Source organism: Streptomyces alboflavus (assembly GCF_000716675.1).
Lineage (GTDB): Bacteria > Actinomycetota > Actinomycetes > Streptomycetales > Streptomycetaceae > Streptomyces > Streptomyces alboflavus.
Genome location: NZ_JNXT01000005.1, coordinates 200,230 through 220,962, shown reverse-complemented (window position 1 = coordinate 220,962; position 20,733 = coordinate 200,230). Strand labels below are relative to the sequence as shown.

The 20,733-nt window shown below is 71.5% G+C and carries 17 protein-coding genes, 1 tRNA gene and 1 riboswitch; of the genes, 7 read left to right on the top strand and 11 right to left on the bottom strand.

Annotation, left to right across the window (positions count from 1 at the left end; all coding sequences use genetic code 11):
* The 5 genes from OO63_RS06865 to OO63_RS06845 form a co-directional block, all read right to left on the bottom strand.
* Nucleotides 1–1,577, bottom strand: a 1,577-nt coding sequence (locus tag OO63_RS06865) for an AMP-binding protein (protein ID WP_051810611.1), incomplete at its 3' end; no start/stop codon positions are given.
* A 166-nt stretch (nt 1,578–1,743) separates the two neighbouring features.
* Nucleotides 1,744–2,343 (bottom strand): lytic polysaccharide monooxygenase auxiliary activity family 9 protein, encoded by a 600-nt coding sequence (locus tag OO63_RS06860; protein WP_030358267.1) that lies wholly within the window; start codon nt 2,341–2,343, stop codon nt 1,744–1,746.
* 168 nt (nt 2,344–2,511) lie between these two features.
* The gene (locus tag OO63_RS06855) at nt 2,512–3,237 is read right to left on the bottom strand and encodes a nucleoside/nucleotide kinase family protein (RefSeq protein ID WP_078618976.1); all 726 of its coding nucleotides are present in this window, start codon (nt 3,235–3,237) and stop codon (nt 2,512–2,514) included.
* A 66-nt stretch (nt 3,238–3,303) separates the two neighbouring features.
* Nucleotides 3,304–4,632, bottom strand: a complete 1,329-nt coding sequence (locus OO63_RS06850; protein ID WP_030358269.1) for an SPFH domain-containing protein — start codon at nt 4,630–4,632, stop codon at nt 3,304–3,306.
* A 64-nt stretch (nt 4,633–4,696) separates the two neighbouring features.
* The gene (locus OO63_RS06845; RefSeq protein ID WP_030358270.1) at nt 4,697–6,091 is read right to left on the bottom strand and encodes a peptidoglycan-binding protein; all 1,395 of its coding nucleotides are present in this window, start codon (nt 6,089–6,091) and stop codon (nt 4,697–4,699) included.
* A 254-nt stretch (nt 6,092–6,345) separates the two neighbouring features.
* Between OO63_RS06845 and OO63_RS06840 the strand changes: the two genes are divergently transcribed.
* The 4 genes from OO63_RS06840 to glxA all read left to right on the top strand — a co-directional run bounded on the left by OO63_RS06840 (nt 6,346) and on the right by glxA (nt 11,765).
* Nucleotides 6,346–6,419 (top strand) — tRNA-Lys (locus OO63_RS06840).
* A 328-nt stretch (nt 6,420–6,747) separates the two neighbouring features.
* Entirely contained in the window at nt 6,748–7,461 is a 714-nt protein-coding gene (locus tag OO63_RS06835; protein ID WP_030358271.1) for a FadR/GntR family transcriptional regulator, read from the top strand.
* A 324-nt stretch (nt 7,462–7,785) separates the two neighbouring features.
* Entirely contained in the window at nt 7,786–9,831 is a 2,046-nt protein-coding gene (locus OO63_RS06830) for a glycosyltransferase family 2 protein (RefSeq protein WP_030358272.1), read from the top strand.
* Nucleotides 9,828–11,765 carry a radical copper oxidase GlxA gene (glxA, locus tag OO63_RS06825; RefSeq protein ID WP_030358273.1) on the top strand — a complete coding sequence of 646 codons (1,938 nt, stop codon included), beginning with the start codon at nt 9,828–9,830 and terminating at the stop codon, nt 11,763–11,765. The genes OO63_RS06830 and glxA overlap by 4 nt, the downstream gene beginning before the upstream one ends.
* A 164-nt stretch (nt 11,766–11,929) precedes the next feature.
* Here glxA and OO63_RS06820 read toward each other — a convergent pair whose 3' ends face one another.
* Entirely contained in the window at nt 11,930–12,967 is a 1,038-nt protein-coding gene (locus tag OO63_RS06820; protein ID WP_033263877.1) for a glycoside hydrolase family 6 protein, read from the bottom strand.
* Nucleotides 12,968–13,129: 162 nt separating this feature from the next.
* Between OO63_RS06820 and OO63_RS06815 the strand changes: the two genes are divergently transcribed.
* The 3 genes from OO63_RS06815 (at nt 13,130) to OO63_RS06805 (ending at nt 15,683) form a co-directional block, all read left to right on the top strand.
* Complete coding sequence (locus OO63_RS06815) at nt 13,130–13,903, top strand: GAF and ANTAR domain-containing protein (RefSeq protein WP_030358275.1); 774 nt, start codon at nt 13,130–13,132, stop codon at nt 13,901–13,903.
* A gap of 349 nt (nt 13,904–14,252) precedes the next feature.
* Nucleotides 14,253–14,402, top strand: a riboswitch (cobalamin riboswitch).
* Nucleotides 14,403–14,436: 34 nt separating this feature from the next.
* A complete protein-coding gene (locus tag OO63_RS06810; RefSeq protein WP_030358276.1) occupies nt 14,437–14,664 on the top strand; it encodes a CbtB domain-containing protein in 228 nt (75 codons plus the stop codon).
* A gap of 260 nt (nt 14,665–14,924) precedes the next feature.
* On the top strand, nt 14,925–15,683 hold the full coding sequence (locus OO63_RS06805) for a CbtA family protein (RefSeq protein WP_051810621.1): 759 nt from the start codon (nt 14,925–14,927) through the stop codon (nt 15,681–15,683).
* Between the two features lie 3 nt (nt 15,684–15,686).
* Here the strand turns inward: OO63_RS06805 and OO63_RS06800 are convergent, their stop codons facing one another.
* The 5 genes from OO63_RS06800 to OO63_RS06780 form a co-directional block, all read right to left on the bottom strand.
* Nucleotides 15,687–16,313 (bottom strand): class F sortase, encoded by a 627-nt coding sequence (locus tag OO63_RS06800; protein WP_078618975.1) that lies wholly within the window; start codon nt 16,311–16,313, stop codon nt 15,687–15,689.
* A gap of 61 nt (nt 16,314–16,374) precedes the next feature.
* Complete coding sequence (locus tag OO63_RS06795; RefSeq protein ID WP_030358279.1) at nt 16,375–16,920, bottom strand: hypothetical protein; 546 nt, start codon at nt 16,918–16,920, stop codon at nt 16,375–16,377.
* A 241-nt stretch (nt 16,921–17,161) separates the two neighbouring features.
* Nucleotides 17,162–17,941 carry an HAD-IIA family hydrolase gene (locus OO63_RS06790; protein WP_030358280.1) on the bottom strand — a complete coding sequence of 260 codons (780 nt, stop codon included), beginning with the start codon at nt 17,939–17,941 and terminating at the stop codon, nt 17,162–17,164.
* 79 nt (nt 17,942–18,020) lie between these two features.
* Nucleotides 18,021–19,526 carry an alkaline phosphatase family protein gene (locus tag OO63_RS06785; RefSeq protein WP_030358281.1) on the bottom strand — a complete coding sequence of 502 codons (1,506 nt, stop codon included), beginning with the start codon at nt 19,524–19,526 and terminating at the stop codon, nt 18,021–18,023.
* 112 nt (nt 19,527–19,638) lie between these two features.
* Entirely contained in the window at nt 19,639–20,715 is a 1,077-nt protein-coding gene (locus tag OO63_RS06780) for a 2-aminoethylphosphonate ABC transporter substrate-binding protein (RefSeq protein WP_030358282.1), read from the bottom strand.
* Nucleotides 20,716–20,733 lie beyond the last annotated feature (18 nt).

Below are 20,733 nucleotides of genomic sequence, written 5' to 3'. Positions count from 1 at the left end.
CGCCACCACACATCGCCCGCCTCCCCCGGCCCCGTGCAACGGAACCCCTCCCCCCGCAGCACCCCCCGCGCCACCTTGTGCGTAGCCGTCACCGGCAACCGGCTCAGGACCCGCACGAACCGAGGCGCCATCTTCGTCCCCAAGTCGCCCTGCGCCAGCAGAAACTCGGAGAAGGCGTGCGGATCGAAGGACACCCCGTCGCGCAGGGCGAGCGCGGCCATCACCTGGTCCCCGGCGACGGGGTCCGGCACGGCGTACACGGCGACGGCCGCCACCGGCTCCCACCGGGCGAGGATCGCCTCGATCACCGCCGCCGCCAGGTTCTCGCTGTCGACCCGCAGCCGGTCGTCCGCGCGCCCGGCGAAGTAGAGGTACCCGGCCGCGTCGCGGTAGAAGAGGTCCCCGGTCCAGTACCACCCGTGGTCACGGACCCGCTCCGCGTCGGCCGCGGCGTTGCGCCAGTAGCCCTCGAAGGGGCTGCGGCCCCGGTTGACCAGCTCACCGATGGCCGCGTCCCCGTTGAGCAGCCGCCCGCCGGGCCCGAACTCGGCGGCCGCGCACTCCTTCCCGGTGCCGGGGTCGAGCACGGCGAGGTCGTCCCCGGGCGCGGCCCGTCCGATGGCTCCGTCGGGCGTGCCGGGCGAGCGCTGGATCGCGGCCCCGCCCTCCGACGACCCGTACCCCTCGACGAGCCGCACCCCGAACCGTTCCTCGAAGCGCCGCGCGTCCACCGCCCCGGCCTCGGTGCCGAAGCCGAGGCGCAGCGCGTGCGCGCGGTCGTCGGCGCGGGCGGGCGTGGCGAGGAGGTACTGCACGGCCCGGCCCACATAGGTGAAGTACGTGGCGCCGAACCGCCGTACGTCCGGCAGGAACCCGGACGCGGAGAAGCGGCGCCGCAGCGCGACCCCGGCTCCGGCGGCGAGCGCGGGCGCCCAGTCGGCGATGACGGCGTTGCCGTGGAACATGGGCATGCAGACGTAGTGGACGTCGTCGGGCCGCACGCCGAAGTGCCGGACGAGGGAGTGCCCGGCCGCCGCGAGCCGCCGCTGGCTGCACACGGCCGCCTTGGGGGCGCCGGTCGAGCCGGAGGTGAAGTAGAGGAGCAGCCGGGCGGCGGGGGTGGCGTCCGGGGAGATCTCGGGTGCGGCGCCCCGGTAGGGCGCGAGGAGTTCGTCGTAGGCGGGCGTGTCCGTGACCAGGACGCGGACGCCGGGCAGGTCGAGTCCGGTGAGCAGGGGCAGATGGGCCCGCTCGGTCACGAGCAGCCGGCAGTCGGTGTGCAGGATGTCGCGGGCGAGTTCGGCGCCGCGCCGGGTCGGGTTGATCCCGGCGACGGCGGCCCCGGCGAGCGCGGCGGCGCTCAGCCACAGCGGGTACTCGGGGGTGTTGTCGAGCAGGACGCCGAGGTGCCGGGGCGTGCGCGCGTCCAGGAGGTCCCGCAGCAGCGCGGCCCGCGCCGCCGCGGCGGCGGTCACCTGGTGGTGGCTGAGTTCCCGGTCCTCGAAGCGGAGCCCGGGGCGGTGGTCGCGCTCGCGCGCGAGGACGAGTTCCGCGACCGTTTCGGGTTCGGACGTCATGGCGGCGCACGATAATTGACGTACCGTCAGAAGTAGAGGGGCGGGACGGTACGGCATCGCGGGACAGACGCACGGGAACCGTTCTGCGCACGCCGCCGCGTCCGCGGACGGCGTGCGCAGAACTTACCCGTGGGGGGTGGCAGCTCTGCCCGGGGGGGGGATCAGGTCAGAACTGGACGTCCGAGCAGGCGTAGAACGCGTTCCCCGTGTCGTGGACGGTCCACACGGCCACGATCACATGGTGGCCGCTGCGGCCGCCGGGGATCGTGCCGCTGTGCGACAGGGTCGCGGGCGGCTGCTGGCCGCCGTAGGGGACGTTGAGGAACGGCTGGGTGTCGAGCGCGGCCCGCGTCACCGGCTGACCCTCGTTCCAGCCCTGCTTGGTGATGTAGTACTTGAAGTCGGTGGTGCGGTGCCGGGCCGTGAACTGCCAGCGGAAGCTGTAGTTCTGACCGGCCGAGACCTTCGTCGTGGGCCAGGCGCCGCCGCCCGGCTTGGTCGCCTTGTCCAGCGAGCTGAAGCCCGCGATGCCGGCGGAGCAGATCTTCCCGTCGGCGGGACCGGCCGCCGGGAAGCCCTTGGGGCCCTCGACGCTCTGCGGCTCGTACTGGATGGCGCCACAGCCCGTCACTACGCCCTTCGCGCAGTTGATCTGACGGCTTGCTGGCAGGTCGGTGTAGCCATGGCTGCTGGCGCCGCCGGTCGAGAGCACGAACGCTCCCACCGTCGCCATCCCGAGCATGGCCGCGGAAATCTTCTTTCGCATGCTGCCGCTCCTGAAGAACGTGGGGGTGTTCCATGAGCCGTGCGCGCGCTAACGGTCGTGCGTCGCCCTTCGAGGCACCGTCGGTTCCCGAGGCTGCTGCGTACCTCTGGGGGCGATGTTGGGGAAGTGCAGGTCCTGCGTGTTCTGCGGTCTAGACCAAGCCTCAGATTATTGCGAGTAGTTGAACATGTCCATACCAATCGTGGAGAGGATCCGGTCGCACCGACCGCGCGAGGCAGCCACGAGTTCACCGTTGGGAACGTCGTTCTCGGCCACCCACGCGCGCGCCGCCTCCGGATCGCGCCCGCCCGCCAACTGCCGCTCCACAAGCCGCTCCTGACGCACAGCGGCGGGTGCCTCGACGTACCAGCACGCCGTCATCAGCTCCCGCGCCGCCCGCCAGTCCGGCAGGTCACAGGCCAGGTAGTTGCCCTCGGTGACCACGATCCTGGCGCCGGGCGCGACCCGGTGCCGGGCGGCGACGGGCTCGTGCAGCGTCCGGTCGTAGTCGGGTACGTAGACGTCGGCGGCGGTGTCGTCGAGGACCCGGCGGAGCAGGGCGACGTACCCGCGCGCGTCGAAGCTCGGCTCCGAGCCCTTGCGGGAGGTCAGGCCGAGGCGCTCCAACTGGGCGTTGGACAGGTGGAAGCCGTCGAGCGGCAGATACGCGGCGCCCGCGCCGAGCCTCGCGACCAGCGCGCGGGCCAGCGTGGACTTCCCGGCGCCGGGCGGCCCCGCGAGGCCGAGGACGACGCGCGGCCCGCGCTCGGCCAGGCGCCAGGCGTCCGCGGCCAGGGTCGCGAGGGTCGTCGTCGGACTCCCGGACGGGTTCGGCGTCGGGTGCTCGGGCGGGCGCTCGGGCGGGTTCACGGGCGGGTTCACGGGCGTATTCATGGGCGGGGACGATACGACGGCCCCGCTCGCGGCGGGCGGGCGCCCCGGGAGCGGGCGCCCCCGACCTCAGGTGCTGTCGCCGCCGCGCCCCGTGCAGAACGCCACCGTCAGGTCCTTCACCAGCGCCCTGCGCTCGTAGTCGTCGAGCTCGACCAGGCCCCGCGTGGTCAGCCGGGTCACCGTGTCCTCCACGGAGTCCACCACCGACGTGAGCAGGCTGTCGCGGTGGCGGGCGTCGAGCGCGGCGATCCGGTGGCGGTGCATGGCGGCGGCGACCTCGGGGGCGTACTCGATGCGGGTCGGCTGCACCGAGAAGATCTCCACGCCGACGGGCTCGGTCTGCGCGGCGAGCGCCCGCGTCAGGGCCTCGCCGACCGCCTCCGCGTCCCGCAGGGTCGGCGCGTCGTCGTGGAAGGCGTCGGCGGGCAGCCTGGAGAGCACCCGCGCGGTGGTCGCCTCCACGCACTCCCGCAGGTACTCCTGGTGGTCGGCGACGGCGAGCGTCGCCCGCGCGGTGTCCTTGACCCGCCACACCACGAGCACCACCACGCGCAGCGCGACCCCGGAGCGGTCCACGGCGGCCATCGGCTCGCTGCGCCAGTGCCGCAGGCGTACGTCGACGCGGCGCCGAAGCAGCAGCGGGTTCACCCACAGCAGCCCGGTGCGCCGCACGCTCCCCCGGTACCTGCCGAACAGCGAGAGCACCCACGCCCCGCCGACCCGCCCCCGCGCGAGCCCGCCGAACCCGAAGAGCGCGAGCGCCCCCGACCCGGCGAGCGCGGCCCACTGCCCGACCGAGATCCCGGCCGACCCGCCGCCCCGCAGGTCCCCGGCGGGCGCCACCAGGTCCACCATCGGCTCCGGCAGCACCCCCGCCCACCACAGCGCGAGCGCGCACCCGGCCGTGCCGACGCCGCCGCCGAACACCCCGACCGCCCCGGGCAGCACCCGGGCCCGGCGCTCGGCGAGCCCGGCGTCCGGCTGCGGCACGTGGGGCGCGGGCGGGACCGGCCCGACGGCGGCCCGCCCGGCCTGCCCCGCACGCCCCGCCGGTCCCGTCGGCCCCGTCTGCCCCTGCTGTCCCGCCCGGCTCGCACCACCCGCGCGCCCCGCGCCCTCCGCACGCCCAGGCCCGCCCGCCCGGCCGGACCCCGCGCGCCCGGGCCCGCCCGCGCCCCGCGTCCCGCCCGGGAGCACCGCCTCGCGCCGCACCACCGCGGATCCGAGCGGTACGCCCGCCGTGCCGGACGCCGCCGCCATGTCCTGGGGGTCGTCGCGGAAGAGCAGGTGGACGGGGATCTCCATGGTGGCCTCGCTGTGGATCAGGCGCGGCGAGCGGCCGGCCGGTCCTGAGCCCTCACCGGATTCCGGCGGCCGCTGTGCCGTCGTACTCATCCGTGCCTCCGTCTCATCCGTGCCTCCGTCATGAGTTCCGTACCGCGCGGGTGCTCCTCGTGCCTCACGCGAAGAGCCGCCGCCACGTCTCCGGCCCCGGCATCCCGTCGGCCGCCCCGCCCCGCCACCCCTGCGCCCGCTGGAACGCCTCGACCGCGCGCCGGTCCGCCTCGCCCCAGCGCGGCCCGGGCCCGCGCGCGTAGTACTTCCCGAACCCCGCGCGCACGAGCTGCCTGCCGAGCCGGGTCACGTGCTCGTTGGACTGGCCGGGCCGGAAGTACGCCTTGCCCGGGAAGGCGGGCGCGGCCGGGGCGCCGGGGGCACCCGGGGTGCCCTTGGCGGCGGGGATGTCCTTGCCCTTGCCGCCCACCAGGTACGCCCAGGTGGTCGGGCCCGGCAGGCCGTCCGCGTCGGCGCCGGTCCAGCCCTGCGCCCGCTGGAAGGCCCGGGTCGCCGCCCGGTCGGCCTCGCTCCAGCGCGGCCCGGGCCCGGTGCGGTAGAAGCGGGCGCCGCCGCGCGCCACCAGCATCTCGCCAAGCCGGGTCACATGGTCGTTGTCGGCACCGGGCCCGAAGTGCCCGGCCCCGGGGAACCGCGCCGACGCCGGTCCCGAGCCCGCCTGTCCTGTCGGCCGCAGCCCGTTGTAGCGGTACGCCAGATAGCGGTCGCCGTTGTTCCAGTACGCGTACGGCGTGGCCTGCCTGCGGGCGTGCGGGCGGGCCTGTTCGTAGGCGAGGTAATAGCTGCGCGTGTAGTCGGTCCAGCCGCCGAAAATGGTCACGTGCGAACCTCTCTCCGGGTTCGCCGGATTGTGGAAGAGGAGAATGTCGCCGGGCTTGAGTTCTTCCTTGGAGATGCGGGTCGCATAACGGCCGAGGCTGCCCGTCCATTCGTTTCCGCCGAGATTCCAGGCCATCGAGACAAAGCCCGAGCAGTCCTGCCGGTAACCGTCGGCCGCGAACTTCTGCATGCTGTACGGCACCTTCGCGGCGACCCACCGCTTGGCCCTGCTGATGATCTCGGCCCGGCTGGTCGAGCGGGCCGCGGCACTCTTCCCCGGCGCTCCGTGCAGGGCGCTCCTGCCGCCTTGCGGGGTGTCGGGGCCGTCCGCTCCCGGCAGGCCCGCGAGAGCTCCGGACGCGGCGGTACGGGGTGCTCCGCCCGGCTGCGCGGCGCGCTCGCCCGCCCCTCCCAGCTGCCCTCCGACCTGGCCTTCGACCTGGCCTCCGACCTGCCCTTCGACCTGCTCGGACGCCACCGCGGGCAGGGTGTGGGCGGGGCCGAGGACGGAGCCTGCCGCAGCCGCGAGGACGAGGGCGCGGCGGGCGCCGTGCGCGGCCGGGTGGCCGCCGAGCCGGGGCGGCAGCGCATGGGCTCCGGTACGCCGCCAGTGCACGCAGCCCGGGCAGTCGCAGTCGTTCGCGGGCTCGAATTCCTCGAATACGGGAGCAGCCTCCATGCGATTCCCCTCACACTCCGGCGCATTCCCGACGGTGTCGGGGAACGGGCCCGGGAAAGTCTCTCCGCGCGTCTGCACATGCGTCAGCTTCTCAACTGTCCGGGGATGGCGCATGTTGACGGTCCGAATGATGCAGCGCACCACTCCCGCCTCCTGCCAGGACCACCCCGGCCGTCCCCGGCGGGGGCCGGGCGCCCCCCCCGGGGTGGTCAGAAGCACCCCTCACCGTCCGGTAGAGTTCTCCAGGTCAGCAGGCGCCGCTAGCTCAGTTGGTTAGAGCAGCTGACTCTTAATCAGCGGGTCCGGGGTTCGAGTCCCTGGCGGCGCACAGACAGGCAAGGCCCTCCGTGGATACGGGGGGCCTTCGCTGTTGAACCGTGGTCGACGGCGCCCCACGCAGTCGGCTGGGGGTCCGGGGGTTATCCCCCGGGAAATGCAGCATCAGCGGGTCCGGGGTTCGAGTCCCTGGCGGCGCACGACAGCGACGGCGGGGCATGTCCACAGAAAGCGTGGACATGCCCCGCCGTCGTCTTTTCTGCGCGGCTTCGCCGCGCGCTGTGGGGGCTCCGCCACCCACACCCCCCTTGGGCCGACCGGGGCCGGTGCGCCCCCGCGCACCCCTGGGACCCGTCCGATGCGACCGCTACGGTTGCGCCATGCCACGGGACCTCCAGGAGCGGATCAAGAAGCTCATCATCGACCAGCGCCTGCCCTCGGGGGCGGTGCTGCCGACCGAGCCGGAGCTGATGGAGCGCCTCGGCGCCAGCAGGAACTCGGTGCGCGAGGCACTGAAGGCGCTCCAGGCGATGGGCATCGTCGAGATCAGGCACGGCTTCGGCACCTACGTCGGACCGATGTCGGTGGCCCCGATGATCGAGGGCCTGACCTTCCGCACGGTCGCGGGCCACTACCGGGGCGAGGACAGCCTGCTCCAGCTCCTCGAACTGCGCGAGGCCGTGGAGGCCGGCCTGATCGCGCGCCTCGCCGGGTCCATCCCCGCCGCCGACCTCGCGGAGCTCGACGCCCTCGTGGACCGCATGGACGCCGAGGCCGCGGGCCCCGACGGCGCCGTGCGCGCCGAGACCGACCGCGCCTTCCACGCCGCCCTCTACAGGTGCCTGGGGAACCGCCTGCTCAGCGAGGTCCTGGAGGCGTTCTGGGATGCTTTCCACCGGGTTCGTACGGACCTTGTGGACATCCCGCAGGACCCGAAGGTCACCTGCCGCCAGCACCGGGAGATCCTGGACGCGGTGCGCTCCTCGGACGTGGTCCGCGCCGAGCAGGCGATACGGGAACACTTCGGTAACATTCGCACCCGGCTGAGCGCACCCGCCTCAACTGCCCTCCCTCACCCCAGTTATGACCGGTAAACTGCTTGTTTCGCTCTTGCGATCATGCTTAGGCGCGTAGAACCCTGACGTGAGGCCCGGGCCCTGCCCGGCTCTCACGAGGCGCGCGGTACGGGGCAGTTGGGGGGCTCGCGCGCCGGGAGTGAGAGAGCCCGTGTGAACGCCTGGACGGGGGTCCCCGCGTTCATGAACGGATGCCGTGGGGGGCATCATGCAACCGGAAGGTCGCCTTTCGCTGTCCTACGGGAAGGTGGCCTGCCACTGATGCGTCCGCGAAGGTCGAGGGGGACCGGGCGGGCGGAGGACCGACGAACACGCGGGCGATCGCGTGCGGGGGGATGACTCATGACGTCGACGCCGACGGGGCAGGGCAGCAACGACCCGTCCCAGACGACCCAGCTGCGGGTCCTCTCGAACCGCACGGGCGGCTTCAGACGCATCAAGAAGTCCCTGCCACGGTACGACTACGAGCACTACAGCCGACTCGCGGGCCCCCTCACCCAGCCGGACCCGGCGAAGCCGTACAAGGTCCAGTACCGCTCGCTGCTGTCCCAGGAACCGCACCGCCTGCGCGCCGCGCTGATGCTCGGCGCGGCCCCGCTGCTCTCCCTCGTCCTGCTCGCCTGGCTGCTGCAGCCCGAGCACTGGACGGAGCGCGACTACGTGGCCAACGACTGGCTGCCCGTGCTCGACATTGTCATGCTCGTCTCGATCGGACTGATCGAGTTCTTCCGCTGCATGAACGTCTTGTCGAACGCGCACGCCACCCTCGTCGCCCGCGACCCGATCCCCGTGGTGCCCGAGAACGGCACCCGCGTCGCCTTCCTCACCTCGTTCGTGCCCGGCAAGGAGCCGATCGAAATGGTGACGAAGACCCTGGAAGCGGCGGTGAAATTGCGCCACCGCGGACTCCTGCACATCTGGCTGCTCGACGAGGGCGACGACCCGGAGGTGAAGGAGGTCTGCGCACGCCTCGGCGTGCACCACTTCTCCCGCAAGGGCATCGCCAAGTGGAACCAGGCCAAGGGCCCGCACCGCGCCAAGACCAAGCACGGCAACTACAACGCCTGGCTGGACGCGCACGGCGACGGCTACGACTACTTCGCCTCCGTGGACACCGACCACGTCCCGATGCCCAACTACCTGGAGCGGATGCTCGGCTTCTTCCGCGACCCGGACGTCGGCTTCGTCATCGGCCCGCAGGTCTACGGCAACTACGACACGTTCGTCACCAAGGCCGCCGAGTCCCAGCAGTTCCTCTTCCACGCCCTGATCCAGCGCGCGGGCAACGCCTACGGCTCCCCGATGTTCGTCGGCACGTCCAACGCCGTACGCATCAGCGCGCTGAAGCAGATCGGCGGCCTGTACGACTCGATCACCGAGGACATGGCGACGGGCTTCGAGATCCACCGCCACAAGAACCCGGCGACGGGAAGGAAGTGGAAGTCGGTCTACACCCCCGACGTGCTCGCCGTCGGCGAGGGCCCCAACGCCTGGACGGACTTCTTCACCCAGCAGCTCCGCTGGTCGCGCGGCACCTACGAGACCATCCTCAAGCAGTTCTGGAAGGCACCGTTCACGCTCCCGCCGGGACGGTTCTTCAACTACACGATGATGGTCATCTTCTACCCGATGTCCGCGATGAACTGGATTCTCGCGGCCCTCAGCTGCGCCCTGTTCCTGGGCCTCGGCGCGTCCGGCGTGAACATCGACCCGACCATCTGGCTGATGCTGTACGGCAACGCCTCGGCGCTGCAGATCGGCCTGTACATCTGGAACCGCCGCCACAACGTCTCCCCGCACGAGCCCGAGGGCTCCGGCGGTGTCGCGGGCATGGTGATGTCGGCGCTCTCGGCGCCCATCTACGCGCGCTCCCTGATGGACGCCGCGCTGCGCCGCAAGTCCAAGTTCGTGGTGACGCCCAAGGGCGACTCGGCGAGCCCGGACACGCTGTTCGGCACGTTCCGCATCCACCTCTTCTTCATCCTGGTCTTCGCCGGGTCCATAGCGGCGGCGTACGTGTACGACCACGCGCACCCGGCGATGATCATCTGGGCCACGTTCGCGCTGCTGATCACGGCCGCGCCGATCTTCGCCTGGCGGCACGGCATGCGGCAGGAGAAGAAGAAGGCCGCCGCGCCCGCCGCGGGCCCCACCGAGCCGCGGGTCCCGCAGCCCCGGCACGCCGCCCCGACCGTGCACGCGCCGCAGCCCATCCCGCAGCAGCAGTACGGGCAGCAGCACCCGCCCCAGCCGTACGCACCGCAGCAGTACGCACCGCACTCCGCGCCCCCGCACGCGCGGCCGGCGCCGCACGCGCCCCAGCAGAAGCCCAGTTGGGCCTCGAATGACGAGACCATGCAGACCGCCCTCGGGAGCCACGAACAATGAAAGACCCGTCCAGCCGCCGCCGCGTCCGCCGGATCGCGATAGGTACGGCGGTGGTACTGGCCCTGGCCGGCATGAACGGCCCCTGGCTGTGGCGCGTGGGCTCCGAGAAGTACCACAACTACAAGATCAACCAGCCGGAGTACAAGGCCGACAACGGCAAGTGGGAGGTCATCGACTTCCCGGAGGAGTACCGGCAGAACACGATCCACGCGTCGCTGCTCCACACCGGCAAGATCCTGATGGTGGCCGGGTCCGGCAACAACCAGAAGAACTTCGACGACAAGAAGTTCGACACCAGGCTCTGGGACCCGGTCAAGAACACCATCAAGAAGATCCCGACGCCCGTCGACCTGTTCTGCACCGGCCACACCCAGCTCGCCGACGGCAAGCTCCTGATCGCGGGCGGCACCAAGCGCTACGAGAAGCTCAAGGGCGACGTCACCAAGGCCGGCGGCCTGATGATCGTGCACAACGAGAACCCGGACAAGCCGATCACGCTGCCCGCGGGCACCAAGTTCACGGGCAAGAAGAACGGCAAGACGTTCGTATCGAAGGACCCGGTCGTCGTCGAGCGCGCGAAGAAGGTCTTCGACAAGCAGACCGGTAGGTTCCTGCGCAACGACCCGGGCCTCGGCCGCATCTACGTCGAGGCGCAGCGGAGCGGCGCGAAGTACGAGACCGGCACCCAGGACAACTACCGCGTGCAGGGCCTCAGCGGCGGCGACACCCGCAACACGTACGGCATCGCGCAGAAGCTCGCCCTGGACAAGAAGGACTTCCAGGGCATCAAGGACACCTTCGAGTTCGACCCGATCGCCGAGAAGTACATCAAGGTCGACCCGATGAACGAGGCCCGCTGGTATCCCACGCTGACCACGCTCACCGACGGCAAGGTGCTCTCCCTCTCGGGCCTGGACGAGATCGGCCAGCTGGTGCCGGGCAAGAACGAGGTGTACGACCCGAAGACCAAGAAGTGGACGTACACCAAGGGCGTCCGGCAGTTCCCGACCTACCCGGCGATCTTCCAGATGGCCGACGGCAAGCTCTTCTACTCCGGCTCCAACGCCGGTTACGGCCCCGACGACGTCGGCCGCGACCCGGGCGTCTGGGACCTGAAGACCAACAAGTTCAAGAAGATCCCGGGCATGAGCGACCCGGACCTCCTGGAGACCTCCAACACCGTGGAGCTGCCGCCCGCGCAGGACCAGCGGTACATGGTGGTCGGCGGCGGTGGCGTCGGCGAGTCCAAGGAATCCTCGTCCAAGACCCGGATCGTGGACCTGAAGGAGAACGCCCCGCGGTTCCGCGACGGCCCGGAGCTGGACAAGGGCACCCGCTATCCGCAGGCGTCCGTCCTGCCCGACGACTCCGTCCTCGTCTCCGGCGGCTCCGAGGACTACCGCGGCCGCGGCGCCTCCAACGTCAAGGAGGCCCGGATCTACGACCCGACGTCCAACACCTTCGACAAGGTCGCCGACCCGCTCGTGGGCCGCAACTACCACTCGGGCTCGATCCTGCTGCCCGACGGCCGCGTGATGTTCTTCGGCTCGGACTCCCTGTACTCCGACAAGGGCAACACGAAGCCGGGCGTCTTCGAGCAGCGCGTGGAGATCTACACCCCGCCGTACCTGTACCACGGGTCCCAGCCCACCCTGGGCGCGGGCCCCAAGAAGATCGCGCGCGGCGGTTCCGGGACGTTCCCGACGTCCCACGCCTCGTCGATCAAGAAGGCCCGTCTGATCCGGCCGTCCGCCACGACCCACGTCACGGACATCGACCAGACGTCCATCGCCCTCGACATGAAGAAGACCGCGAAGGGTCTGACGGTCACCATTCCGAAGAACCGCAGCCTGGTCGAGTCCGGCTGGTACATGCTCTTTGTGACGGACGACGAGGGCACCCCCAGCAAGGCCCAGTGGGTGCACGTGCCGTGAGCTTGTAGCTTTTAGGGGCGCGGGGAACTGCGCGCTCAGCGCGCGAAAAGCCGCAGTCGCATCTGCCGAGATCCCGGCAGATGCGACTGCGGCTTTGCTGTGGCTGGTCGCGCAGTTCCCCGCGCCCCTGACGGGGCTCCCCCCAGCCCGGACGGAAGGGCGCCCTACTTGCTCGCCTTCGCCAGCGCGAGCGCATACTCCGGGAACCACTGACCTGCCTGCGGGCCACCGCGACACGTCCCGTCGGACTCCCCGGGCCGCTTGACCCACACATAGGCGTCGACAAGGTCATCGCCGGTGTTGACGGTGGGAGCCTCACCGAGCGCCCGCCCGGGCGGGTTGCACCAAGGGTCCTTACCCTTACCCGTATAGGGCCCGCGCCCATTGCGGCTGGTGTCGATGATGAACGGCTTGCCGCCGACCTTCGAGGACAGCGTCTTGCCGTAGGCCTTGCTCGCCTCCGTGGTCTGGAAGTTGGAGACGTTGACGGAGAACCCGTCGGCCTGCTCGACGCCCGAGCGCTTCAGCGGGTCGTGCAGCGAGTCGGGCTGCGACCACCCCGCGTTGCCCGCGTCGAGATAGACCTTCGTGTTCTTCAGGGACTTGAGCTTGGTGACGGCACCCTTGAGGAGGTCGTAGCGCTCCTCGTGGAACTGCTCGGGCGTGCACTTGTCGACCATGTGCAGGACCGCGTCCGGCTCCAGGACGACCGTGGCGTGCCGGTCGCCGATGCCCTTGGCGACGCCGTCGATCCAGGCGCGGTAGGCGTTGCCGTCGGCGGCGCCGCCCTTGGAGAACTGGCCGCAGTCGCGGTGCGGGATGTTGTAGAGGACGAGGAGGGCGTCCCGGTCGGCCTTCTCGGCGGCCTCCGTGTACCCCCGGGCCTCCTCCTCGGGCTCCTCCGGGCCGATCCACTCGCCGACGGGCTGCTCGGCGATCTTGCGGATCTGCTCGGCGTCGTCCTTCTTGCCGTCCTTGTCGTACGCGGCGACCTGCTTGGCGGCGTTCCCCTCGGGGTTCACCCAGAACGGGTCCTTGCCCTTGGGCTGTTGGCTGACGCCGCTGCCGGAGCCCTCCTCGTCCTTGCCGTCACCGTCCGACGAGCATCCGGAAAGCAGCAGCGCGGCCCCCGCGAGCGCCACTGTCACCGACACCCCCCTGGCCGCGTAGCCCCGCGCGCGACCTGTGATTTTGCGGTACATCCACTCCCCCTAGGGTGCACAGTCCGGTGCTCAATCCTGACATAACTGGGTGCGGCCCACGAGGCCCGGCCGCCTCGGCGACCGACCTGTAGGAGACCTGTTACAGCCCGCCGAAGCGGGGTAGGCGAGGGGCCGTGGGGGGCGGGTGAAAAGGGGAGGGCCATGGACCGCACCTCCGCGCGCAGGCTGGCGCAAGCCCTGGTGGAGGCCGCCGACACTGCCGCCGACGACTTCGACGCGGAGCACCACCTGCGCCGCGTCTGCCAGCACTGCGCGGAACTCCTCGGGGTGCTCGCCGTCGGGGTGATGTACGCCGACGGCGGCAGCGCCGTGCGCCTCGCCGTCAGCGACAAGGGCGGTGATCTCGCCAAGGACCTCCTCGAAGCGCAGGCGTCGGACGGCCCCTGCCTGGAGTCCTACGACACCGGCTCTCCTGTGCCGCACGTCCGGGTCACCTCGGCCGACGCGCTCGCCCGCTGGCCCGGCTTCACCGAGCGGGCCCGGGCACGGGGCGTGGGCGACACGTTCGCGGTGCCGCTGCGGGCCCGCAAGCGGGTGCTCGGCGCGCTCAACGTCTTCGTGGCACCGACACCGAACGGGAACCGGCCCCACGTCCGTCCGCAAGAGGGCGAAGAGGACAGCGCGTTGGCGCTCGCACAGGCGCTCGCCGACGCCGCCGGGGTCGGGTTGCACAACCATCGCGCGTACGCCGAGTACCGCGACCTCTCCCGGCAGCTGCAATCCGCCCTGACCAGCCGCATCCGCATCGAGCAGGCCAAGGGGATACTGGCCGAGCGCTGGCGGACGGGTCTGGACGTGGCGTTCGAGGCGCTGCGGCGGCACGCGCGCCGGGAGCGGCTCGTGATGGACAGGGTCGCCGGCATGGTGATCGAAGGCTCCCTGGACGACGCGACCTTGCTCGGCGAGGACCCGTAACCCTCCAGAGCCCGCAGCGGACTTGGCGTCAAAACCCCCCTAGGCCACGGCCGCCTTCCGTTCTAGAGTCAGTGCTACGGCCCAAGCCCCCGGCCGGAGTTGCCTTTTCCACACCGTTGGGACCATCCACTCAGTTGGGACCATCCAAGGCCTCCCGCGCCGACGCCGGGTTTCTCCCGCAGCTCGAGCGCGCGCGGTCGAGGACCAGCCCGGTCGACGGCTCCGGGGGGAGCGGGTCGTTGGCCGGGCCAGGTTGTGTGCGCACCCGCCGCGCGCCGGGGTGCGCGCCGTGCGCACGAGTCCGCACGTCAGGGGCGCGAGGACTGGTTGACAGTGTCCATGACCACCTGGGACTCTCCGGGCGACAAGTCCATACATCGAGGCGACGGTTGCCAGGAACCCGGTGCGAATCCGGGACGGTCCCGCCACTGTTACCCCGCGCGAGTCACCGCTCACCCGCGCGCGGAAGTCAGGAACTGACCCGTCGTCCTCCTGCTTCGGGGCGTGGAAACCCCAGAAGGAGGCCCACCGGCATGTCCGTCACGTCTGCGCACAGCGCACCACACAGCGACACGGCGGCGATACAGTCCGCGACGATCGAGACCCGCGACTGGCTGATCGCGGCGGCCGCGGCGATCGTCGCACTGATCGCCCTCTACGCCGTCTTCATGGACAACGGCTCGCTGATCTCGGCGACCGGCGACTACCTGCACGAGTTCGCCCACGACGGCAGGCACCTCTTCGGTGCCCCCTGCCACTGATCGGGGCCGCACGCACCATGCCGACGTCCCCGAATTCCCCGAACTCTCCCACCGCTCCCCGCACTTCCTCCGATCCCTCCCCCGATCCCTCCCCCGACCCCTCCCCTGACTCCTCCTCCACCCTCTCCCCTGACTCCTCCTCCGATCCGCCGGGCGAATCCCCCAAGTCGCCGGAAACCACTGAGGCGTCCGCTGCCCCCGAGGCCGCCGACACCTCCCGCACCACTCACGCTCCCACCCGGACCGGCGGCTCCCCCGTACTGCCGCTGCTCGGTCGCGGGATGGTCGCCGGAGCGCTCGGCGGGCTCGCCGCGGGCCTGTTCTCGCTGCTGCTCGCCGAACCCCTGATGGACAAGGCGATCCGCGCCGAGGAGGCCCGTTCGCACGAGCACGAGCCCGCGGGCGGCGCCGTCCAGCACCACGAGGAGCTGTTCTCGCGCTCCACGCAGCACGCGGGCCTGGTGATCGCCCTGGTCGTGGCGGGGCTCGCGATCGGCGTGCTGTTCGCCGTCGCGTACGCGCTCGTGCACCGGCGTGATCCGCGGGGCAACCCGTGGCCGCGCGCCCTCGCGTTCTGCGCGGCCGCGTTCTGCGCCGTCTCGCTGTTCCCCGCGCTGCGCTATCCGGCGGCCCCGCCCGGGGTCGGCGACGCGGGCACGGTGGGCGACCGGCAGGAGATGTGGCTCGGCGCGGTCGTCATCGGCGTGCTCGGCATGTTCCTGGTGTGGCAGGTGTACGTACGCCTCGCCGCGCGCCCCGTACCGGTGCGGCAGTGTGCGGTCGCCGTGACGGCGGTGGCGGTCCTCGCGCTGCTCTGGGCGCTGCCCGACAACCCCGATCCGGTCCCGGTCAGCGCGACCCTGCTGTGGGACTTCCGGATGCTGTCCCTGGCGTCGCACGTGCTGCTCTGGGCGGTGTTCGCGGGGGTGTTCGGCGGTCTCGGGCTGCGTGCCCTGCGGACGAGGGAGCCGGTCACGTCCGGTGCGGCGGGCTACGGCTCGACGGCGCCGGTGAGCTAGCCGCTACGGCTTCGCGACCCCCGTGAGGTAGGCGGACACGACCACGTTGGCCGAGTAGGTGCGGCTCGCGCGGTCGAAGGTGCCGCCGCAGGTGATCAGGCGCAGTTCCGCCCGGCCCTCCTCACGGGGGCCGTAGGCCGTGCGCGCGCTGAAGTCGTCGCGGCCGAGGACCTGCACGTCGTCCACCGTGAACTCGGCGACCGAACCGTCGTCCCTGGTCACGCGCACCTTCTCGCCGGGGCGCAGGGTGCTGAGGTGGTAGAAGACGGCGGGCTTGGACTCGGTGTCGACGTGCCCGACGAACAGGGACGTGCCGCGCGCGCCGGGGCGCACCCCGCCCCCGTACCAGCCCACCGCGCCCGGCTGCGCGAACGGCGGCGGGTCGATGGCGCCCTCCGCGTCCAGGCCGCGAGCCACGACGGGGGCGCGGACGCCGAGGCCCGGTACGTCGACGCGCTGCGGGCGGGCGGCGGCGAGGGGCTCGTGCGCGGGCGGCAGGTCGACCCCGGCGGGGCGGCCGACGGCGGCCACGTCGCCCGTCGTCGGGTCGGAGAGGCCGCCGCGTACGTCGGTGATCTCGTTGCCCCACAGCCACAGGCCGACGAGCAGGAACGCCCAGGCCACGCCCATGACGAGTCGGCTCGTCCCGGGCGGGTGCGGGCCGGCCTCCGGGTCCGGGCCCGTCACGGCGTCACTCCGGGTGGCGGCGGCGGACGCTGCGCAGCGCCACCGCGACGGCCGCCACACCCGCGAGGACCAGGCCGACGACCGCGTGCCGGGTGCCGGGGCCCGCCTCGTCGGCCTCGGCCGCGGCCGAGGTGAGGGAGGCGGTGCCGCCGCCTCCGGCGCGGACCGGGGCAGTCGGGGTCTGCCCTGTTCCGGCACCTGCGACCTGGACGGTGCCCACGCCCTGGTGCGGGTGTCCGTCACAGGTGACGGTGATCTCGTACGTGCCGGACACGCCCGTACGGATGCGGGTCGTCCCGGACAACGTGCCCTGCTTGCCGTCCCGGCCGGTCAGCTCGGCGTCTCGCGTGAACGCCCCGGAGCCCGCCGCACCCGTGGTCCCGTCGCACCCCTTCACCCGTACGTCGACCCGGGCACCCGGGGTGACGTTCGCCGGGGTGACCTGGGCTTTCACCTTGTCCTGATCATGAGCGGTCGCTGGCGGGGGCGCCCACACGGCGACGAGGACGGCGGCGCCGACGCCACGCACGGCGAGCGAACATATACCCATCGTGAACCTCCTGTACCAGCAGGTTCCCGCCCTCCTGCGGCCCGCGCATCCCCGACACACCCGTCCGGGGCGGGTTCGGGGGCCCCGTAAGGGGCCTTTCAGGGGCGCGGGGAACTGCGCGCCCAGCGCGCGAAAAGCCGCAGACGCGTCTGCGAAGTACCCGGCAGATGCGTCTGCGGCTGTGACGTGGCTGGTCGCGCAGTTCCCCGCGCCCCTAAAAGCCCCTCACGGGGCTCCGAGGTCAGACCCTGTCGACCAGGTCCGCGATCGAGTCGACGATGTTCGACGGGCGGAACGGGTGGCGGTCGATGTCGGCGCGGGTCGTCAGCCCGGTGAGGACGAGGAAGGTCTCCATCCCGGCCTCCAGTCCGGCGAGGACATCCGTGTCCATACGGTCACCGATCATCGCGCTCGTCTCCGAGTGCGCCCCGATCGCGTTCAGGCCCGTCCGCATCATCAGGGGATTCGGCTTGCCGGCGAAGTACGGCTGCTTGCCGGTGGCCTTGGTGATGAGCGCGGCGACGGCACCGGTGGCGGGCAGCGGCCCCTCCGTGGAGGGCCCGGTCTCGTCCGGGTTGGTGCAGATGAAGCGGGCGCCGCCGTTGATGAGCCGGACGGCCTTGGTCATGGCCTCGAACGAGTACGTCCGGGTCTCGCCGAGGACCACGTAGTCGGGCGCGTGGTCGGTGAGGACGTACCCGATGTCGTGCAGGGCGGTGGTGAGACCGGCCTCGCCGATGACGTACGCGGTGCCGCCGGGCCGCTGGTCGTCGAGGAACTTGGCGGTGGCGAGCGCGGAGGTCCAGATGTTGTCCACGGGGACGTCGAGGCCCATGCGGTTGAGCCGGGCCTGGAGGTCACGGGCGGTGTAGATGGAGTTGTTGGTGAGGACCAGGAACGGCTTGCCCGAGTCGCGCAGCTTCTTGATGAACGCGTCGGCGCCGGGGATCGGCACGCCTTCGTGGATGAGCACGCCGTCCATGTCGGTGAGCCACGATTCGATGGGCTTGCGCTCTGCCATGGGGTGCACTCCTGCGGTCTGCGCGAACTGATGCTGCTGGGGGCGCCGGGACGACAGTGTGCCGACGCCCCCAGCCTAATCACGAAGCGCTGATCTTCACCCCGTCGATCACCCAGAACCAGTTGTTCCCCCCGGTGTAACGGAAGCGGACCTGCGCGGTCCGCGCGCCCGCCGGGACCTGGAGCCGCAGCGACTCGACGACGGAGGGGGTGTCGGCGGCGTACGTCTTCACGACGACGGGCGTTCCGCCGTCGTAGGAGACGAGCACCTGGCCCTGCTGCGGCGCCTCGTGGCGGTAGAAGGTCGTGTACGTCAGGGTGGCGGCGGCCCCGCCCCGCACCTGGTACGCGGGACTGATCAGGGTCGAGTCGAAGGTGCCCGTGACGGCCTTGTCGGACCACTCGTCGCCGTCGGCGACGGCGAAGACGTTCCGGGCGCGGATGTTGAGTTCGCGCTGCTGGCCGGCTTGCGTCTTGGTCCAGAACTCATCCGTCGTGAAGGACCAGCCGCGCCACTCGGTCATGCCGCCGCCGCCCATCCGGGAGTTGTCGACGGACCAGCCGCTGGGCGGGGTGTGCGTGAAGCCGATGACGCCCGCGCCGACGCCGGTCTCGTCGACGGGCGGCTTGAGGGTGGCGCGCAGCGCGTCGAAGTCGTCCGGGGACGGCTGCTGGAAGGCGCGGCCGTCCAGGCCCCAGGCCGGGTCGACGGCGACGCCGAGGTGCGCGAGCGCGCTGACGGCGACGTCGGGCATCCGCACGTCGTGCCGCACCGACCCGGCGGCCGCCCCGCCCCCGCGCGCGATCAGGAACGTCTGCCGCTCGGCCCAGCTGGACCCGCCGTGCCCGCCCGCGTCGGTGTGCCCGTGGTCGGCGGTGATCATGATCAGCCAGTCCTCGTCGCCGTACGAGGCGCGGGCCTGCACGGCGGCGACCATCTGGCCGACCTGGCCGTCGGCGGTGCGGATGGCGTCCAGGTAGGCCTGGCTGGCGGCGCCGTGGCTGTGCCCGGCGTGGTCGATGTTGTCGAGCTGCGCGAACACGGCGTCCGGGTCGGAGTCGCGCAGTCTCGCGACGGCGCGCGCGGTGGTGCCGGTGTCGTACTCGGCGGACGGCGTGGACACCCGGGCGTCGACCTTCGGCGAGAAGATCGTGTCCGTGATCGGCGCCCAGGACGAGACGGCGTAGGTGTTCAGGGACGGCTTCGCGGCCTCGGCGCGGGTCATGAAGTCCGGGTAGCGGGCGAGGTCGTGGCCGGTGAAGTCGTTGCTGAGGACCTTGTGCTTGTCGGGCCAGACGCCGGTGAGGAGCGTCGACCAGCCGGGTCCGGACGAGGTGGGCGCGAGGGGGTTCGCGTAGAGGGCGCTGGGGGCGGTGAGGCCGTCGGCCATCAGGGACTTGAGGGTGGGTGCGGCGGCGTCCTTGATGCGGCTGAGGAGCGCGCCGTCGAGGCCGATGATCAGGACCTTGGGCTTGCGCGCGGCCGCGCGGGCGACGGCGGCAAGAGGTCCGGCGGAGACGGCGGCGGCCGCGCCGAGGGACGCGGCGGAGACGAGGAGCGAGCGGCGAGACGGACCGTGGGACACGGAGAACTCCAGGTGAGTGGGGTGGAGCGAGACGTGCGGGCATGCCAACGCCCCTGGCGGTGCAGGGGCGTTGGTCCAGACTCGTTACCGTCGGACGTGACGGTGAAGGTGCTCAGCTGCCGGTGGCCGACTTCCAGTCCTCGACGTACGACTTGAGGTTCTTGGAGATGTCGTCCCAGTCCGGCTCGAAGACCTCGACGCCGTCCATGAGCTTGTCGAGGGCGATGGCGTTGGCGTCGGTGGCCTTGATGTCCTTGCGGGCCGCGAAGCCGCCGCCGATCTCGCTGACCTGCGCCTGCGCGGTGCGGCTGAGCAGGTAGTCGAGGAACTTCTTGGCGTTGGCGCTGTGCGGCGCCTTGTTCACGAGCCCGGCGGCGTAGGGCAGCGCGAAGGTGGTGGGCTTCTTGCCCTTCTTCGCCGGGAACCAGATGCCGAGGTTCGGCATGTCCTTGGACTGCGCGTAGTTCATCTGCACGTCCCCGTTGGCGACGAGCAGTTCGCCCTTGTCGACCTTGGGGGCGAGCTTGCCGGTGGAGGCGGACGGGCCGACGTTGTTGGACTGGAGCTTCTCCAGGTACTTCATGGCGGGCTCCTTGCCGCCGAAGTCGTGCATCGCCTTGATGAGGACGGCCGTCCCGTCGCCCGCGACACCGGGCGTGGAGTACTGGAGCTTGTTCTTGTACGCGGAGTCCGTCAGCTCGTCCCAGGTCTTGGGGGCCTTGGCGCCGCCGAGTTCCTTCTTGTTGTGGATGAAACCGAAGTAGTTGTTCACGACGGACGTCCACTTGCCGTCGGGCGCCTTGTTCGCGCCGTCGACGTGCTCGGACCCCTTGGGCTCGTACGCCTGGAGCAGGCCCTTCTCGTCGGCCTGCTGGATGAACGGCGGGAGCGTGACGATGACGTCGGCCTGGGTGTTGGACTTCTCCCGGACGGCGCGCTGCACCATCTCGCCGGAGCCGCCCTCGACGTACTTGACCTTGATGCCGGTCTTCTTCTCGAAGTCCTTGAAGACCTTGTCGTACCAGCCGTCGCCGTTCTCGCCCTTGAGGCCGTCGGCGCTGTAGACGGTGACGACCTTGGCGTCGGACGCGGCGGAGTCGCCGCCGCAGGCGGTGAGGGTGCCGGCGAGGACGAGGCTGCCGGAGAGGGCGGCGAGCGTGCGGACGGGGACGCGGGGGTGACGGGACATGACGTGTCGTACTCCTGA

What these genes read in the sequence shown, in the direction of transcription:
- OO63_RS06860 (WP_030358267.1), bottom strand. Translation starts at nt 2,343, where the DNA reads ATGCGAAAGAAGATTTCCGCGGCCATGCTCGGGATGGCGACGGTGGGA.
- OO63_RS06855 (WP_078618976.1), bottom strand. Translation starts at nt 3,237, where the DNA reads ATGAATACGCCCGTGAACCCGCCCGTGAACCCGCCCGAGCGCCCGCCC.
- OO63_RS06850 (WP_030358269.1), bottom strand. Translation starts at nt 4,632, where the DNA reads ATGAGTACGACGGCACAGCGGCCGCCGGAATCCGGTGAGGGCTCAGGA.
- OO63_RS06845 (WP_030358270.1), bottom strand. Translation starts at nt 6,091, where the DNA reads ATGGAGGCTGCTCCCGTATTCGAGGAATTCGAGCCCGCGAACGACTGC.
- OO63_RS06835 (WP_030358271.1), top strand. Translation starts at nt 6,748, where the DNA reads ATGCCACGGGACCTCCAGGAGCGGATCAAGAAGCTCATCATCGACCAG.
- OO63_RS06830 (WP_030358272.1), top strand. Translation starts at nt 7,786, where the DNA reads ATGACGTCGACGCCGACGGGGCAGGGCAGCAACGACCCGTCCCAGACG.
- glxA (WP_030358273.1), top strand. Translation starts at nt 9,828, where the DNA reads ATGAAAGACCCGTCCAGCCGCCGCCGCGTCCGCCGGATCGCGATAGGT.
- OO63_RS06820 (WP_033263877.1), bottom strand. Translation starts at nt 12,967, where the DNA reads ATGTACCGCAAAATCACAGGTCGCGCGCGGGGCTACGCGGCCAGGGGG.
- OO63_RS06815 (WP_030358275.1), top strand. Translation starts at nt 13,130, where the DNA reads ATGGACCGCACCTCCGCGCGCAGGCTGGCGCAAGCCCTGGTGGAGGCC.
- OO63_RS06810 (WP_030358276.1), top strand. Translation starts at nt 14,437, where the DNA reads ATGTCCGTCACGTCTGCGCACAGCGCACCACACAGCGACACGGCGGCG.
- OO63_RS06800 (WP_078618975.1), bottom strand. Translation starts at nt 16,313, where the DNA reads ATGGGCGTGGCCTGGGCGTTCCTGCTCGTCGGCCTGTGGCTGTGGGGC.
- OO63_RS06795 (WP_030358279.1), bottom strand. Translation starts at nt 16,920, where the DNA reads ATGGGTATATGTTCGCTCGCCGTGCGTGGCGTCGGCGCCGCCGTCCTC.
- OO63_RS06790 (WP_030358280.1), bottom strand. Translation starts at nt 17,941, where the DNA reads ATGGCAGAGCGCAAGCCCATCGAATCGTGGCTCACCGACATGGACGGC.
- OO63_RS06780 (WP_030358282.1), bottom strand. Translation starts at nt 20,715, where the DNA reads ATGTCCCGTCACCCCCGCGTCCCCGTCCGCACGCTCGCCGCCCTCTCC.